The 16,250-nt window shown below is 68.7% G+C and carries 15 protein-coding genes and 1 pseudogene; 14 read left to right on the top strand and 2 right to left on the bottom strand.

Annotation, left to right across the window (positions count from 1 at the left end):
• The first annotated feature begins 16 nt into the window (after nucleotides 1-16).
• The 13 genes and pseudogenes from ACWD11_RS31910 to ACWD11_RS31850 all read left to right on the top strand — a co-directional run bounded on the left by ACWD11_RS31910 (nucleotide 17) and on the right by ACWD11_RS31850 (nucleotide 13,195).
• Nucleotides 17-724, top strand: a complete 708-nt coding sequence (locus tag ACWD11_RS31910) for an SAF domain-containing protein (protein ID WP_389421385.1) — start codon at nucleotides 17-19, stop codon at nucleotides 722-724.
• Nucleotides 724-1,551, top strand: coding sequence for a hypothetical protein (locus ACWD11_RS31905; RefSeq protein ID WP_451287221.1), 828 nt, complete (start codon nucleotides 724-726; stop codon nucleotides 1,549-1,551). The genes ACWD11_RS31910 and ACWD11_RS31905 overlap by 1 nt, the downstream gene beginning before the upstream one ends.
• Nucleotides 1,541-3,028 (top strand): CpaF family protein, encoded by a 1,488-nt coding sequence (locus ACWD11_RS31900; protein ID WP_389421387.1) that lies wholly within the window; start codon nucleotides 1,541-1,543, stop codon nucleotides 3,026-3,028. Before ACWD11_RS31905 ends, ACWD11_RS31900 begins: the two co-directional genes overlap by 11 nt.
• Nucleotides 3,025-3,975 carry a type II secretion system F family protein gene (locus ACWD11_RS31895; RefSeq protein ID WP_389421388.1) on the top strand — a complete coding sequence of 317 codons (951 nt, stop codon included), beginning with the start codon at nucleotides 3,025-3,027 and terminating at the stop codon, nucleotides 3,973-3,975. Before ACWD11_RS31900 ends, ACWD11_RS31895 begins: the two co-directional genes overlap by 4 nt.
• Nucleotides 3,972-4,856, top strand: a complete 885-nt coding sequence (locus ACWD11_RS31890; protein ID WP_389421389.1) for a type II secretion system F family protein — start codon at nucleotides 3,972-3,974, stop codon at nucleotides 4,854-4,856. Before ACWD11_RS31895 ends, ACWD11_RS31890 begins: the two co-directional genes overlap by 4 nt.
• Before the next feature lie 180 nt (nucleotides 4,857-5,036).
• The gene (locus tag ACWD11_RS31885) at nucleotides 5,037-5,216 is read left to right on the top strand and encodes a hypothetical protein (protein WP_389421397.1); all 180 of its coding nucleotides are present in this window, start codon (nucleotides 5,037-5,039) and stop codon (nucleotides 5,214-5,216) included.
• Between the two features lie 8 nt (nucleotides 5,217-5,224).
• A complete protein-coding gene (locus ACWD11_RS31880) occupies nucleotides 5,225-5,647 on the top strand; it encodes a TadE/TadG family type IV pilus assembly protein (RefSeq protein WP_389421390.1) in 423 nt (140 codons plus the stop codon).
• Nucleotides 5,644-6,108 carry a TadE family protein gene (locus tag ACWD11_RS31875; RefSeq protein WP_389421391.1) on the top strand — a complete coding sequence of 155 codons (465 nt, stop codon included), beginning with the start codon at nucleotides 5,644-5,646 and terminating at the stop codon, nucleotides 6,106-6,108. Before ACWD11_RS31880 ends, ACWD11_RS31875 begins: the two co-directional genes overlap by 4 nt.
• The gene (locus tag ACWD11_RS31870; protein ID WP_389421392.1) at nucleotides 6,105-6,557 is read left to right on the top strand and encodes a TadE/TadG family type IV pilus assembly protein; all 453 of its coding nucleotides are present in this window, start codon (nucleotides 6,105-6,107) and stop codon (nucleotides 6,555-6,557) included. Before ACWD11_RS31875 ends, ACWD11_RS31870 begins: the two co-directional genes overlap by 4 nt.
• On the top strand, nucleotides 6,557-10,000 hold the full coding sequence (locus tag ACWD11_RS31865) for a LysM peptidoglycan-binding domain-containing protein (RefSeq protein ID WP_451287217.1): 3,444 nt from the start codon (nucleotides 6,557-6,559) through the stop codon (nucleotides 9,998-10,000). The genes ACWD11_RS31870 and ACWD11_RS31865 overlap by 1 nt, the downstream gene beginning before the upstream one ends.
• 129 nt (nucleotides 10,001-10,129) lie before the next feature.
• Nucleotides 10,130-10,807 (top strand): annotated as a pseudogene (locus tag ACWD11_RS31860) (DUF2637 domain-containing protein); the annotation flags it as partial.
• 1,274 nt (nucleotides 10,808-12,081) lie between these two features.
• On the top strand, nucleotides 12,082-12,342 hold the full coding sequence (locus ACWD11_RS31855; protein ID WP_389421394.1) for a DUF5959 family protein: 261 nt from the start codon (nucleotides 12,082-12,084) through the stop codon (nucleotides 12,340-12,342).
• A complete protein-coding gene (locus tag ACWD11_RS31850; RefSeq protein ID WP_389421395.1) occupies nucleotides 12,335-13,195 on the top strand; it encodes a hypothetical protein in 861 nt (286 codons plus the stop codon). The genes ACWD11_RS31855 and ACWD11_RS31850 overlap by 8 nt, the downstream gene beginning before the upstream one ends.
• Nucleotides 13,196-13,290: 95 nt before the next feature.
• Here ACWD11_RS31850 and ACWD11_RS31845 read toward each other — a convergent pair whose 3' ends face one another.
• Nucleotides 13,291-13,818 carry a GNAT family N-acetyltransferase gene (locus tag ACWD11_RS31845; protein WP_451287215.1) on the bottom strand — a complete coding sequence of 176 codons (528 nt, stop codon included), beginning with the start codon at nucleotides 13,816-13,818 and terminating at the stop codon, nucleotides 13,291-13,293.
• Entirely contained in the window at nucleotides 13,815-15,068 is a 1,254-nt protein-coding gene (locus ACWD11_RS31840) for an XRE family transcriptional regulator (protein ID WP_451287213.1), read from the bottom strand. Before ACWD11_RS31840 ends, ACWD11_RS31845 begins: the two co-directional genes overlap by 4 nt.
• 605 nt (nucleotides 15,069-15,673) lie before the next feature.
• Between ACWD11_RS31840 and ACWD11_RS31835 the strand changes: the two genes are divergently transcribed.
• The coding region (locus ACWD11_RS31835; protein ID WP_451287211.1) for an ATP-binding protein at nucleotides 15,674-16,250 on the top strand (577 nt) is incomplete at its 3' end.

The following is a 16,250-nucleotide window of genomic DNA, read 5'->3' as shown; positions in this document are numbered from 1 at the left end:
CCGGAAGGAAAGAACGTTGAGTAAGACCCAGGAACGTACAAGTACACCCAGCTCGAACGGCGTCCCCCAGCAGGGGCATCGGGCCGGGCCCATTGCTCCCCCGCGGGTGTCGGCCCGCCGGCGGCGACCGGGTGTCATCGCCCTGTCGCTGGCGCTGATCGCCGCCGGAGGGGCCGGAGTTGCCGTCCTGCTGCTGCAGGTCGGCAACCGCACCGAGGTGGTGACCGTCGTCCGCGACGTCCAGGTCGGCCAGGTCGTGACCGAAGACGACCTGGGCAAGGCCTCCATTGCCCTGGACCCGTCCGTCAAGGCGGTGCACGGCAATGACCTGGACTCGGTCGTGGGCAAGCGGGCCGCGGTCGAACTCAAGCCTGGCTCCCTGCTCGCCCCTTCTCAGGTGACGAAGGACTCGCTGGTGAAGGCGGGTGAGCAGCTGGTGCCGATCGGGCTCAAGCCCGAGCAGGTACCGGCAACGGCGCTGGTGCCGGGCCAGCAGGTGCAACTGGTCCACGTCCCGGCCCAGGGCCAGGCGGACACCGACAAATCCTCGAGCACTCCGCCGGAGACCATCGACGGGCGGGTTGTGAAGGCCTCCAGCGCCGCTCCCGGTACCGGGGTCGTGGTCGTCGACGTCGCCACCACCGCGGAGGAAGGCCCGACCGCCGCCGCGTGGGTGTCGGCTGGCACGCTGCGCCTGGTCCTCGCTGCTCCGGATGGCGACTGATGGCTGTGATCGCGCTTGCCGGGTGCAGCGGTGCGCCCGGCGTGACCACGAGCGCTCTCGCCCTGCTGCTGTCATGGCCCCTGGACCCGGGCCGACGGATGATTCTCGCCGAGTGCGACCCGGACGGCGGGGCCGTGCTGCACGGGCTGCTGCAGGGCTCGCTCGGCGATCGGTACGGGCTGCGCAACCTCTCGGTGGCCGCCCGCAAGAATGAGTTCAGCGACGCCTTCTGGCGCCAGCTGATCGACCTGAGCAGTCAGGACGGCGAGATGGAGTCCCCGCGCGACCGGCTGCTGCTGCCCGGCATCACCGACCCCGCGCAGGCCGCGAGTCTGGGATCGGTGTGGAAGATCCTGGCGCAGATGTTCCGCGGCATCGACGCCCAGGCCGACCATGATGTCCTGATCGATCTCGGCCGGAGAGGGGCGTACGGACCGTCCGGCATTCTGGCGGAGCAGGCTGACGCGGTGTTCGTCGTGGTCCGCAACACGCTGCGCTGTCTGCAGGCTGCCGAGGGTCGCGTGCGCACACTCGAAGAGCGCATTGGCGACGTCAGTGTCCTGCTGGTTGACGAGGGGCCGTACCCTGCGGGCGAGGTGCAGCGTGTTCTGCAGGTGCCGGTGGTGGCGACGCTGCCGTACGTGCCGAAGGACGCCCGCGTACTGTCCGACGGTGCCGAGCAGCCGCGCCACTTCACCAAGTCGCCGCTTATGAAGGCCGCCCGCACGGCCACCACGCTGCTGATTCAGCGAGCCGCTTTGCGCCGGGCCCGCCTCGATCCTGGCGGTCTGCGTGCCGCAGGCGGGGAGGTGACTCATGCACGGTAGGCCCCTGCATCCCGACCCGACCGTGACACCAGCGCCCCTGGCGCGGGTGCCCCAGAGGAATACATCGGCTTCATCCGCCGGTGCTGCAGCGAGTACACACGCGCTTGGCACCGCAGTTCCTCAGGTCACCGTCGACTACAAGGTTGCCCGGGACATCGCGTCCCAGGTCGCCAAGCAGCGCGAGGAACTGCTGAAGACCAAGCCCGACATTGACATGGCCAGTGAAGAGCAGCGCTGCCTGAACTGGATCTCCGAGGCTGTCGCGCTGTGGTCGGACGCCCAGGCCATGACGCCGCAGGAGGACGAGGCGCTGCGGCGCGCTGTGTACGACCTGCTTTTCCGGGCCGGCCGGCTGCAGCCGTACCTGGACGATGAGCGGGTCGAGGACATCATCATCCAGGGCCCGCACGAGGTGTGGCTCGACTACGGCGACGGCGAACGCCGCCGGGTCGGGCCGATCGCGGACTCCGAAGAAGAACTGCTGGAGCTGCTGCGGGAGCTGGCCCGCGGATCCGGGCACAGTGAGCGCACCATCTCCACCGCGAACCCCACCCTCGCCCTGTCTTTGCAGGACGGCTCCCGTCTCCAGGCCATCACCGGGCTGGGCCCGATGACCTATGCGGTCATCCGCCGGCACCGGGTCTCCCACGCCGATCTCGACGACCTCGTACGGCTGGGCACGATCGACCCGATCCTGCGCGACTTCCTCGGCGCGTGCGTGCGCGCAGAGAAGAACATCATGATCGCCGGGAAGCAGAAGGCCGGGAAAACAACCCTGATGCGGGCGATGCTCAAGGAGTTCGACCCCGAGTGCCGGTTCGCCACCATCCAGACCGAAGATGAGCTCTTCGCCCATGCCAACGGATACCACCGGCAGGTCGTTTCCCTGGTCGGCCGCGAGTCCAACGGCGAGAAGGACGCCACCGGACGCGGGGCGGGTGAGGTCACGCTGCTGGACCTGATGCATCCGGCGCTGCGGATGTCGCTGGAGCGGATCGTAGTCGGCGAGGTCCGCGGGCCCGAAGTCGTCGCGATGATGCAGGCGTTGACGAACGGGTCGGGCGGCAATCTGTGCACGATCCACGCCCGCCGCCCGGACATCATCTTCGACCGGATCGCCGAGTTGTACGCGCTCGCCCAGGAGAACCTGTCCGAGCAGCTCGCCTACCGGCAGACCGCCAACGGCCTGGACTTCATCGTGTACGTCGACATGACGGACGAGACGCGGATCGGCGGCCGCCGCCACCGTTACGTCTCCCACGTCCTGGAGCTCACCGGGATCGGCGAGAACGGCCGTCCTGCCACAAACACGGTCTTCTCCCCCGGAGCCGAGTTCGGGGATCTGCGGGCGGTGCCGAGGATGGACCCTGGCTGCACCGACGACCTGCGCCGCGTCGGCTTCGACTCCTCCCTGCTGCAGCAGCCCTACGGGGCGTGGCAGGCGCCGCTGCCTCTGAAGGTGGCGGTGAGCCGATGACGCTGCTGTGGGGACTGCTGTCCGGGATGGCCGTCATCGGCGGGCTGATCGGGGTCGCGGCCGGTGTCGCCGGTACCACGGCGCCGCGCCGGGCTCCGCTGCGGCAGCGCTGGAAGGTCCTGCGCGCCGGCAAGGAGCAGAGCGAGGACGTGCGGCTGCGGCGCCGGACCCTCGCGGTCTTGGCGGCCGCGGTCTTCGTGGCCGTGTGGCTGGCCTCGGGAAACTTCGTGGGCAGCGCACTGCTCGGCGCGGCCGTCATCGGTGTGCCGTGGCTGATCACCCCCGGACAGATGGCCAAGGAGCGCATCGGCCAGCTGGAGGGCTTGAGTGAGTGGACCCAGCGGCTGGCGGGCTTGCTCCGCCTGGGCATGGGCCTGGAACAGGCAATGATCACCAGCCGTCAGGGGACACCTGAGGAGCTCGCCGGGCAGATCGTCAACCTGTCCGACCGGCTCAGGCTGGGGTGGCGGCCGGATGCAGCGCTCCGCGCGTTCGCCGAGGAACTCGACGACGTCACCTCGGACAAGGTGGTCGCCGCGCTCATCCTGTCCGTCAACGACCGCGGCCCGGGCCTGGCCCAGGCGCTGGAGGATGTGGCGGGCACCGTCCGCGAAGAGGTTGCCAAAAAGCGCGCCATCGAGGCGGACCGGGCGAAGCCGCGCACCACCGTGCGGTGGATGACCATCATCACCGTGGGCATCGTGGTGGCCGGGTTCTTCGTGCCCTCCTACACCAAGCCCTACTCCACGCTGCTCGGCCAGCTGGTGCTGGCGTTCCTGACCGCCGGGTTCATCGGGGTCCTGGCCCTGATGCGGCAACTGGGTTCCTTCCGCCGCATCCCCCGCTTCCTGATCACCGACCCCTCCAGCACGGTCCGGCTGCCCTCACCCGTGCCGGAGCCGGACGTGCGGGTCGCCGGCCCTGAGCCGCAAGGAGTCCGCTCATGAACCTGCTTCCCGTCGTCTTGACCGGTGGCACGGTCGGTGCCGGTTGCGCGTTGCTGGTTCGGGAACTCCTGCGCCCCCAGCCCGCCTTGGGACCGGCCCTCGCCCGCACGGCCCTGGCCGCCCTGACCATGCCCGAGCCGGAGCTGGACCGCGAGGAGAGGTGGGGCCGGTGGCTACTGGCCCGCCTCGAGCGCCTGCCCGGCATCCGGATCCCAACCACGAACCTGGCCCTGCTCGGGCAGGGCCCGGGCCAGTTCATGCTGAAGAAGACCGCGCTCGCTGGTCTCGGCCTGCTCTGCCCTGTGATCGCGACCATCCCGTGGATCATCGCCGGCGTCTCCCTGCCGTTCTACGTGCCCGTCGGCGCCGGACTCCTCATCGCCGCCCTGCTGTTCATCACCCCTGACCTCGCGGTGCGGGACCAGGCCAAGCGGGCACGGGAGGAATTCGCGCATGCCCTGTCCGCCTACCTCGACCTGGTCGCGCTCAAGCGGGCCGCCGACGCCGGCCCAGCCGAGGCCCTGGAGAAGGCCGCCGAGGTCGGCGAGGGCTGGCCCTTCCTGTATCTGCAGGGCGCACTGCGACGGGCCCGGCTGGAGAAGATCCCGCCCTATGAGGCGCTGATGCAACTCGCCCATGAATACGACTTGCCCGTCCTGGACGACGTTGCCGACATCATGCGCGGCAGCGCTACCGACGGCGCAGCCGTCTACAAGGCGCTGCGGGCCCGCACCGCGGCGCTCAACGCCGAACTGCTGGCCGATCAGGCCGCCGAGGCGAACGCGGCCAGCGAGAAGATGACCGCACCCGGGGCCCTCCTGGCCGTCTTGGTGATGCTGCTGATGGCTTTCCCCGCAGTGGTCCGCATGTTGACCGTCTGAAGCCCACAACTCGTTCAACACTCCTGTGAGGTACGGAACATGAAGCACACCGCAGCCCGCACCCGCCGTGCTGTACTCCGCGCGACCACGCACCCGCACACCGGCTCCGACACCGCCTCCCGCGCGCCGGGCCGCCGACGCGGGGGCGTACGTGGCTGGGCACGCGCCAACGGCGCGGTCCTGCGCCTGAGCAGCCGCGTGCAGGAGGGCTTAAAAGAGGCCGCTCGCCGTCCGGACCGCGGCGACATCAGCACCACCACCGTCATCATCTGGGTGGCCGCCGTCACCGGCGCCGTCCTGATCGCCGGGACCATCGCCGTCGTGATCGCCAAATACAACGGCCAACTCAACGGCCTGTGATGTCGCCGATGTCGGATCCTCGGCTGAAGGACTGGTGGCAAGGCCGAAGATGGCACGACGACCGCGGGGACACCAGCGTCCAGATGGCGATCATCTTTCCGTTCGTGCTGCTCGCCACGATCACTGTCATCCAGGCCTCCATGTGGTACTACGCGCGGCAGATCGCCCTGACCGCCGCCCGCGAAGGCCTCACCGCAGCCCGCGCCTACGAGGCGAACCCGGCCGACGGTGCGGCCCAGGCCCGGAACGTGCTGGGCCGGACCGCTGGTGACAGCCTGCGCGGCTACACGGTTGCCGCCAGCAGCGACGGCCAGCGGGTGCGGGTTGAGGTGTCCGGCACGGCCCTGTCGATGATCCCGGGCCTGCCGGGCTTACAGGTCAGCCAGTCGGCGTCCGGCCCGGTGGAACGCTGGACGGTCCCGGGAGAGTGAACCAAGTGCGATACACGGACAGATGGGCATGCAGAGTCCGCGGTGATCAGGGCAGCGCCGCGATCGAGGCTGCCATCGTCCTTCCAGCGCTGCTCATGTTCCTCTGCATGGCCATCGCTGGCGGACGCATCGTCATCTCCGGAGCAAAGATCGACGCGGCAGCTGAGGACGCGGCACGGGAGGCCTCCATTCACCGCACCGTTGCGGCCGCCCAGAGTGCCGCACGGTCCGCGGCCGCCGAGTCCCTGACCGACCAGGGCATCACGTGCGCGTCCACCAGCGTCCACATCAACACGGGCGGTCTGAACGTGCCGGTCGGGCAGGTCGGGACAGTCACCGCGACGGTGACCTGCACGGTCAGTCTCTCCGATCTGCTGCTGCCCGGGGTTCCCGGAGCGAAGACGCTCACGTCGACCGCCACCTCGGTAGTGGACCAGTACCGGCAGCGGGGTGAGGGATGATCCTCCGTCATGCAGGCCTACGGCCAACGCGACTGGACGACGCCGGAGGAATCACCGTGTTCGTCGCCGTCTGCGTCATCGCGCTGATCGGGATCATAGGCGTCGCCGTCGACGGCGGGAGCAAAATGCGTGCCACGGAGCGCGCCGATTACGTCGCCGGCGAAGCGGCCCGGGCGGGCGGGCAGGCCATCGATCCCGCCGAGGCCATCAGCGGCAACGCGATCGTCGTGGGTCCGCAGGACGCGGCTGCCGCCGCCCAGGCCTACCTGCGCACCGCCGGCGCCACCGGCACGGTCAGCGTGTCCGGCGACGGCAAGACCCTCACCGTCAACGTCACCGGCTCGTACGACACGAAGTTCCTGTCGGTCGTTGGGATCGGCTCTCTGTCGGTGACCGGCCATGGCAAGGCCACCCTCCTGCATGGCGTCACCGCTCCTGAAGGAAACTGATGCGCACCACCCCCTCCCCCGCCGCGACGGCCGGCCGCACCCTGGCCCGGGTCCTCAAGGCCGTGCTGAGCTCGATCATCCTGGCCGCCGCGGTCGCCGGGCTGCCACTGTTGCTGGCCATTGCCACCCCCGTCATCTGGGCTGCCACCCACGACGACCTCATGCACCTGCTGGACCGGCAGGACACCGGCGGCGTATTCCTGCTGCTGCTCGTCGCGGTGGGCTGGATCGGGTGGGCCCAGTTCGCGTTCTGCGCCGTCCGCGAGCTGATCGCACAGCTGCATGGCCGCACCTGGCGCGCCCCGCGCGGTCTGGGCTCCTCACAGCGGGCTGCCGCGCTCCTCGTCGGCAGCATCTTGGTCCTCCTGCCCACCAGTTCGGCTCTGGCCTCCGACGCGCAGGCCGCCCCGGCCACGACCGGAGCCCTCATCCCCGGCCAGGCGACGCAGGCCCCGCAAGCCACCGAAGCCGATCAGCCCGCGTCCGCAGCGAGCACCTCGACATCCCCCACGTCGTACACGGTGCGCGAGACGCGGCCCGCCGAGAGCCTGTGGAGCATCGCCGAACGGGAGTTGGGAGACGGCGAACGGTGGCGGGAAATCGCCGACCTGAACGCGGGCCGGACCATGGCCGACGGCACGGTCTTCCATGCGAACAGCTTCCTGCAGCCCGGCTGGCAGCTGCGGATGCCCGACACCTACGCGGCCGCGGCAGCGGACGGCGCTCGTACGCAGCTGGGTGACCAAGCCGCGGCCGAGCACGAGAACGACGGGCACGTCGTCACCGTCCACCCGGGCGACTACCTCTCGAAGATCGCGGAGGAAGAGCTCGGCGACAGCGCGGCCTGGCCGCAGCTGTTCGAGGCCAGCTGGGGCAAACCCCAGCCGCATGAACTGCCCAAAATCACCGACCCCGACGTCATTTACGCGGGGCAGCAGGTCACTGTGCCCGGCGCCCAGGCCGACCAGCCGCCCCAGGACAGGGACCGCGGTGGTGAGTCGGAGAGCCGAGAGACCACTCCTCCGGTCCCGCAGAGGCCTGATGGTGAGCGGACGCCGGGCGGGAGCGCAGGGGATGAACAGGCGCCCGCGCCCAGTCACACTGCTGCGCCCGCACCAGAAGCGTCGTCCCCCAGTACTCCGGCGAGCCGCCCCGCCGAGGACGGTAAGCAGGATCAGGCCTCTCCGTCCGCGTCGGGCTCCGTGACGCCCGGGCCGAGCACCGGTGTCTCGCCCTCTGCCGCCTCGCCTTCGGCTGAGCCGTCCGGCTCCGCTACCTCGACACCCGCCGCCGCGGCGTCCGAGGCCCCGGTGACCGCCCCGGCCAGCGGCCATCTGACCCTGCGCACCGTGCTCGGCGCCGGCGCGCTCTTGGCCGCCGCCATCACGGGAGCGCTCGCCCTGCGCAGGACGCTGCAGCGCCGCCGCCGCAAGCCCGGCGAGAAGATCGCTATCGCGTCGGAGACATCCACCGCAGAGGCCCAGTTGGCGGCCGCCGCGGAGCCGGGCGGCGCCACGCGTCTGGACGTGGCGCTGCGGACCCTGGCCCGCCGGGCGGCCCAGGCGGAGGACCCTGCGCTCGTACCGGCGTTGCGGGCCGCACGGATCGGCGCCCGCACGGTGGAGGTGCTGCCCGAGGATGTCTCCCAGGAGGCGCAGGCGCCCTTCGTCTCCGGACAGGCCGGTTGGTGGGTCGTGCCCTCTGATGCGGTCCTCCTGGACGAGGAGGCCGCCCGTGAGGTGCCGGCCCCGTATCCGGGGCTGGTCACGGTCGGCAGCAGCGAGGCGGGTGAGCTTGTGCTGCTCAACCTCGCGCAGTTGCCTGCGCTGCTGCTGGACGGCAACTTCGTCCACATCACCGAGGTGTGCACCTCTCTCGCCCTGGAGCTCGGGATGAGCCCGTGGGCGAGTGATGTCGAGGTTGTGACGATCGGATTCGGTGAGGACCTGCCGCAGCTGCTGCCCACCGCGCGGATCGCCCACATGCGGCAGGCCGCCCACGCACTGCGCGATCTGTCCGAGCGGCTGCTGGAAGCGCACCAGATGCCCGAGACCCAGCATCAGCCATATCTGCTGCTGTGCGCGTCGTCTCTGGACGCGGACACCGCCTGGCAGTTCGCCGATGTCATCGACAAGTCCCACACGGTGCCCGTCACCCTGGTCGCCCCGGCCAGTTCAGCAGCCGCACACTTCCCTGAGGCGGAAATCCTCAACGCCTCGCTCAGCGAGCCGCAAACCCTCGGCTACGGTGGCGCCGACATCACGGTGCAGCGCCTTTCGCACGCCGCCTACGAGCAGATCACCACCGCGCTCAAGGTGTCCGGGCAGCCGGCCCACCCGGCCGAAGGCCCCTGGCAAGACGTCCCAGACGAGCCCGGCACGGTGCAGCAGCCGGATCCTCCCGTATCGGAGGAACCCATCGCACCCACGCCCGCTACCCCGAGCCCTTCGCTGGCAGCATCAGGGGACGTGGGCGGCGACGTGTTCCCTGCTCTGCTCGCCGCCAGCTCCGATCCCGCTGCACTTCATCTCCTGCCCACCACGCCGCCGGCTCAGGCTGACGCCCGGCCAGGCCCAGACACCAAAGCTGCGCGCCCGGACCCCGAGCCCGTGGCGACCGCGGACACCACGAGAGAAGAGGCCGCGGAGGCAGACGACCATGAGGACGCCGCCGAGGAACGCAAGGAGGAGTCCGAGGCGCAGGACCTGCTCGCGCCGGAGATCCGGGTCCTGGGCCCGGTCGAGGTGACCGGCGTGGACAACACCGGCCACGGCCCGAGGATGGCGCAACTCGCCGCCTTGTTGTTCTTCCGGGCCGGGCGGAGCGCCGACGCCTTGTGTTCAGACATGGACCCGGTCAACCCTTGGTCGATCAGCACCCTCAACGCCCGGATGCAGGGGCTGCGTCGCTCTTTGGGCAACGACCCGGACGGCGACCCCTACGTGCCGCGCCGCAAGACCAGCGAGAGTCCTTACCGTCTCTCCCCCGGCGTGCGCTGCGACTGGACCCGCTTCCTCCAACTCGCCGAGCATGCCCTGCCACTGGGGCCGGACGGCCTGACCGATCTGGAGAAGGCACTCACATTGGTGCGGGGCCGGCCGTTCGGCGGCAAACCCCTGCCCTGGGCCTTGCCATACCAGCAGGAAATGATCACGCGCATCATCGACATCGCCCACACCGTGGCCACCTACCGCACGACGGCAGGTCCTCACCACGACCTCACCGCAGCCCGCCAAGCCATCGCAACCGGCCTCGACGTCGACCATGCTGCGGAACTGCTCTATCGCGACTGGATCCGGCTCGAACACACGGCCGGGAACCGACAAGGGCTACACACGGCCATCACACGCGTCCAACAAGTCAACCAGGCGCTCGACTGCTCCCTGGAGGCCGAGACCGAGGCCCTCATCCACCAGCTCCTCAACAGCAGCAATCCGGCATGATCATGAGCACCACCCGAGCAACTCCGCAACGATCACCAGCGCTGACGCCAGTCACGCTCGCGGTCTTGGAAAGCAGATCAGTCGCGGGGGACACAGGGGCAATGGGACGTGGCTGTGGGGAGAAGTGAGATGCCCCAGCTGACTCGAGCGCATCGCGTTCTCATCGGCGTGGTCGTGTTCGGCGCCGTGATCATCGCCGGCATCGGCTTCGCGGGGTCGTACGCCGCCGTCCGCGAACTGGCCCTGCAGAAGGGGTTCGGCAACTTCAGTTACGTCTTCCCCATCGGCATCGACGCGGGCATCTGCGTCCTGCTGGCACTGGACCTGCTCCTGACGTGGATCCGCATCCCGTTCCCACTCCTGCGCCAGACGGCCTGGCTGCTGACGGCGGCGACGATCGCCTTCAACGGCGCGGCGGCCTGGCCGGACCCCCTCGGCGTCGGCATGCACGGGGTCATCCCGATCCTGTTCGTGGTCTCGGTGGAGGCGGCCCGGCACGCCATCGGCCGGATCGCGGACATCACGGCCGACAAGCACATGGAAGGCGTCCGGCTGACCCGCTGGCTGCTCAGCCCGGTCCCGACGTTCCTGCTGTGGCGCCGCATGAAGCTCTGGGAGCTCCGCTCCTACGACCAAGTCATCAAGCTCGAGCAGGAACGTCTCGTCTACCAGGCGCGCCTGCGCTCCCGCTACGGCCGGGCCTGGCGCCGCAAAGCCCCCGTGGAGTCCCTGATGCCCCTGCGCCTGGCCAAGTACGGCGTCCCCCTGGCGGAAACAGCCCCGGCGGGCCTCGCCGCGGCCGGTATCACACAACCGCCGACCCCGTTCAACGTCGACCGCGCCCTGGCCCCCACACAGCCGCAAGGCTCCGCACCCGACGCCGCGGAGAAGCACGAGCAGCCAGCAGCCGAACTGGAATCCGCCACGACACAAGCGCTCCGTGCTCCCGTCACGCCAAGGACCGAACGGACGGAGAATCCCAACGAGCCGACCACGCAAGCCACTGAGCACTTCACTGAGCCGCACCAGGCTCTCTTCAGCCACTTCCAGGCTGAGCCGACCCCGCACCAGCGGGCCCCCAGGCTCCGCGACACCTACGACGTCTCCACACCAACCGGCGCCCCGACCCGCGAGGACCAGGCGCAGCCACTACCCCAGGTCTTCCAGGCGCGTCACGCGCTCAACCCACAAGCGCCCGCCCCCACCGCCACCGCCACCGCCACCGCCACCGCCACCGCCACCGCCACCGAAGAATCCGTGCCGGCCGGGCAAGGGGACGACTCCTGCCGCAGCGCCCGGCCTACCGACCAGCAGCAGGGCGCCTATCCGGAACCAACCGCCCTGGCCGACTACGTCCGCGAGCAACACTCCACCCCCGCAGACGGCGACCGCCCCATCACCGGCAACGACCTGACAACATGCGCTGCCGGATACCAGGAGCACGAACACGGCAGCCGCGAGCCGGCCTCGCACGAGGCCGGCGCCACACGCGGTGAACCTGCTGCACCAAAACCCCTGCCGGAAGGGCAGCGCGAGGCAGCGCCCACCGGCGTCGGCACACAGGCCGCCGACAAACAGCACACCAAGCGCGTGAACGCCGCCATCAACAAGGTCTCACCGAACGGGCCCCCCAGCCTGACCACCGTCGACCGCTACTACCTGGCATGGATGGAATACCAGACACAAAACAAAGGCCGCTCGCAGACCTCAACGCAGGAGGCCGAAGAACTCTCCACCCATCTGGCCAGCAAAGGACTACGCGGCCGCGGTGACAAACCCCTCAGCCCAGCCACCCTGCGCCGCTACCTCCTGCCCTTTCGCATCTACACCATCTGGGCCGAACAACGAAAACACAGCAACAACCCTTCACTCGACACCATCACCCAAGAATGCGCAGCCCAAGGAATCACCGCGCAATACAACAAACCCCTCAACGCCGACTACCTCACCGACCAAAGCACCGACTTCGAGCGGCGCTGGCAAGCACTCCACCATCACCACCGCCAGCACACCACGGTAAATGACTCCAAGAACTCCTAACGCAATGCCCCCGATGGGCCAAGTGCTCATGTGCGTGCATCATGACGGCAGCCGATGTGAACGTTGCGAGCGGAATGGCAAAGGGCAGCAAGGTGGATCTCATTCGCCTGACCGACGGGGAGAGCAGCCGTGCGGTCCAGATTCTGGGCCGCCATATGTCCGGGGGGGGTTGCCCTGCCAGCGACTTCCTCGACGCGGAGATCGCCGTCGCGGGCGGGTTCGCGCGCGGATGCCTGGAGGTGTGTCCAGCTCAGGAGGATGATCCTGAGAGCAGAAGGAGGGTTCAATCACCGGATGGCTGAGACTGACATTGACCTGGGAGTCGTGACGGCGCCGTCGGGAGTCCTCGTGTTGGGGATGGCGTCGTGGATCGACTACTGGCCGCAGCTGGGCCGACCGCTATCCGAGCGCGCAAGGGCCGCGGCATCGGTCGGCGGCGGACACGTCCACGACGGGATGTGTGAGATGGTCTCGGTTCGCGCCGCCGATGACAGGCCGTTGATGGTGCGGGCCGACACGGCGGCGTCGCCCTTCGACGGAGGACCAGCCATCGCAGTCCTTGAGATCGATCTCGGACTGCCATGGGCCGGCACCGCCGGGGGCGAGCCGATCATCCTCGGCGACCTACCGGTCGACCGTTGCGGCATGGTGCTCGGTGACGCGCTTGCCCTGGACTCCTGGACCGGAGACGGCCATCCGTCAACCGACGGCCTTGCCGACGTCGCCTACTGGGGAGGCTACGCGGAGGCCGCCCATCGTCAGTTCGGCGGAGACCTGATCTTGCGACACAGCGGTCAAGTGCGAGGGTGGCTCGACCTCCCGATAGATGACGCCAAGAAGCTCGGCGACGCCCTCAACGACTGGAAAGGCGACGAACAGGGCCGGGGCGTCATGGTCGCAGTCGATGAGCACACCCACTTCCACTGCTTCAACCGCGCGAGTTGGACCCACCCGCTTCAGATCGGCGCCATCGAGGTCGCTGACTGCCCCGTCCTAGGGATCAACTGGGACAGCGGCGACCACTCGATGCGACATCGCGGCGAACACCGCTTCGGACAGGTCTATCCCGTGACTCTTCAGCCTGACCCCACGGGCCAGACAACGCTGCGCTGGACGATCCCGCCCTACGAGCCCGGTCACCACGGCGCAGAGTGATCAGTAGGCACCACCGACTACTCAGGGTGGTCAAGCTGGAAACCGTCAGAGAATAGGCGACACCTCAACATGCGGGCTTACCAGCCCCAGCCCGTTTAAGGGCGCAGCCTCTTCACCATGACCGCGTAGACGGGGGAGTCGGCGAACGGCTGCTGCTCGCCCACCTTTGCGTAACCCCACGTCTCGTACAGAGCCTCCACCTTCGGGTGTGTCACGTCGACGAGGAGCACGGAGAGATCCTCGCTGCGCTCCTTTAGCAGGGCATCGTGCAGCCGATCTGAGATGCCCTGCTTCCGCCACTGCGGGCGCACCATCACCTCGGAAACGGCGTAGGTCGCTGTGTACCCGTTGTTCGGCTCGAACTCGGTGGAGCGCCACCACTCACGACCCTTTTGCAGCGGGGCGCCGTACGCGAAGCCGGTCGGCTCGTCCCCGTCGAAGGCGACGACGCAGGTGAAGCCGTCCATGGCCGACCAGTGATCGACGAACCACGGGAATCGCTGATTGAACTCGTTGTCCATCGCATCGGCGTAGGCGTCGGCGTGCACATCGATCAGCATCTGCTTGAAGCCCTCCGGGAGGCTTCCCTGTCCGTAATGCCGCAGGTCGATCAACCTGGTCACGCTCGACTCCATTCATCTCGCATGCGGTCTGCCCAGTCGCGGGCGTACGTCGCAGACGGCGCCAGCCGGAACAGGTCTCGGTGGAAGTCTCCGATCAGGGTGCGCATGCGTCCAGGCAGTGGAGTGCCATCCATGATCGTGAAAACGGTGGCTGCGGTCGCTGTGGCTTGCTCCGGCTCTCCTTGGCGGAGCTGTGCCAGAGCGAGCTGGCATGTGGCCAACGCCCGGTTGCGCTGGAACTCCGGCGGGATCTTCGCCAGGGCGCGGTGCGCCATCGCCTCGGCTTCGGCGGATTCCCCATTGTGGTTCAGGATGATCGCTGCGAGATGGTTGAGCTCGGCCGGCCCGTAGAACGCGGTCCACCGGGGGCGCTCGATTTCGGCTGCCCTCCCGCGGGTGTCCTGCGCAGCACCCAGAGCCCTCTGGGCTGCCCGTAGATCTCCCAGCGATGAGTGGGCCAGAGCCAGGCGGACGCGGCCCATGGAGCCGAAGAACGGATCTCTACGGGCAGCCGGAGTCGCGGTGGCCGCCTGTGCTGCCGCAAGCTGCTCGTGCCAGTTCTTCCGCTGGTAGGCGAGCATGGCCATGTTGATCCACACATGCATACCCGTGGGCGGGTCCTGGGAGAGACCTGCGAACGTCGTCGCCTCGTGCAGGTGCTGTTGAGCCGTGTCCAGGTCACGAAGGTCAATGCACGACCAAGCCGCGATGGTGGTGAACTCGGCAGCGAGCGCGTACAGGGCGCGGCGAACTCGCTCGGTGGCATTCTGCTGCTGGAGTTGCAGTACTTGGGCGCGCGCGTTGAGGGCTGCGGTCGCCAACGAGGTGTGTCCACCCTGGCGGTCGTCGGCTTCCACAAGTTCGTTCATGGCGGCTGAGGCGCGGGCGACATCCGTCATGCCCACGGCCCGGAGCTGCTTGACGATCGGAACGGCGGCGGCTGCCGTTCCGGTGGTGGAAACGATGAAGTCGCGACGCCGCACGGGGTCCTCCGGGGGGAATTGCATCGAGCTGGGTGCGCTGAACCCTAAGTCCGCCACGGGGCAGCCGAACACACGCTCAAGTGCTGCGCAAGTGCGTCCGATTGGGCGTCGGCTCGACCCGTTGAGCAGGTTGCGCACCGTCCGAGAGGAGACTTCGCCGGGGCGGCCGGTGATCTCCTGTAGCGCTGTGTTGAGCTGAGCGGCCAACTCTTCCTGAGTGAGCCCGAGTTGTTTCATCCGGCGCTGAAGGATGAGGTTCACTCCCATGCTTCGAACGTAGTACCACCGTCACACCGCTGCCCAGGCGGTAGGTCATGGGAACGCAAAGTCTTCCGGTTTGCGGGCGAGCACGAACCCGCAGCTCTTCCTGTTGCCCGCCGCTCGCTGCTCGTTGACTGGCTATCAGTCGCCGAGCCGGGTTCGGCACGGCGGCTGGCAGGAAGCCCCGCCCTGCCGCCCCCGTCAGGGTGGGGCCACCCCACGCCGGAGGGAAAGACCTCATGAACACGACCGCCGCGAACCGAATGCGATCGGCGCCCCGCGTAACACCGCCGAGCTGCCCAGCATCCGCGAGTCCGTGAACCCCACTCGCACTCTCGTCACCAGCGTGCTTACGGCCCAGGGCACGGACACCGACCGCCATGTCAGCGCCAACCACCAACCCGCAGGCCGACGAAGAGCAAGAACACGGTGCTTCCCCACAACCGTGCCTCACGCGCTCGCACTGACACGACGGCGACTTTACAGATGGCCTTTTCGACATGGAGCCGACCATGACGACCCCCCTTACCGACCCGGAACGCGCCTTGCGACGCGTCCCCGGCGCTGCGGATGAGCCAAGACGCCACCGAGGCGTCTACCAAGGCCTTGCGATGTCGATCGAGCGTCAGCCCGCCCCAGACGGCGAAGGCCTCTCCAGCGCAGAGGCGGCCTGGCCGCAAAGGCTGCGCAGGATAGTCCGCGCCAGCCTCACCTACTGGGGCTGCCCCCACCTGGTAGAAACCGCAGAGCTACTGCTCACCGAGTTGTCTACGAACGCCCTGCGCCACGCCTTCGGCCTCGACATCGGCGTTCGCATGTGTCTTCAGGACGGCCACCTGATGATCGAGGTGTACGACGGCTCGCCCCTGCGCCCTGTTGCCCGCTGCGCTGATCCCTACGACGAGAGCGGCCGTGGGCTGCTCCTTTTGGACAGCCTGGCCGAAGAGTGGGGTGTCAGCGAATACGGCACCACAACCTGGTGCACTCTCCCCCTGACCAAAGGACCCGAAGACATGCAACCCGCCGCGTTAAGCGCGCCGGTGGTGCGGGAGATCCCGCTGGATCTTCCCGCCGACCCCAGCGCCGCGGGCTTAGAAGCCATCCGCTTTCCGAACGTGCTCGCTTGGTTCGGCTTGGGTGGGCATGAACTCCGGCTGATGGCGGGAGAGATGGGCGTGATTCGTCCGC

It is taken from the genome of Streptomyces sp. NPDC002776 (genome assembly GCF_053592195.1).
The sequence above is the reverse complement of the archived record's forward strand: the minus strand, read 5'-3'. Positions and strand labels throughout refer to the sequence as shown.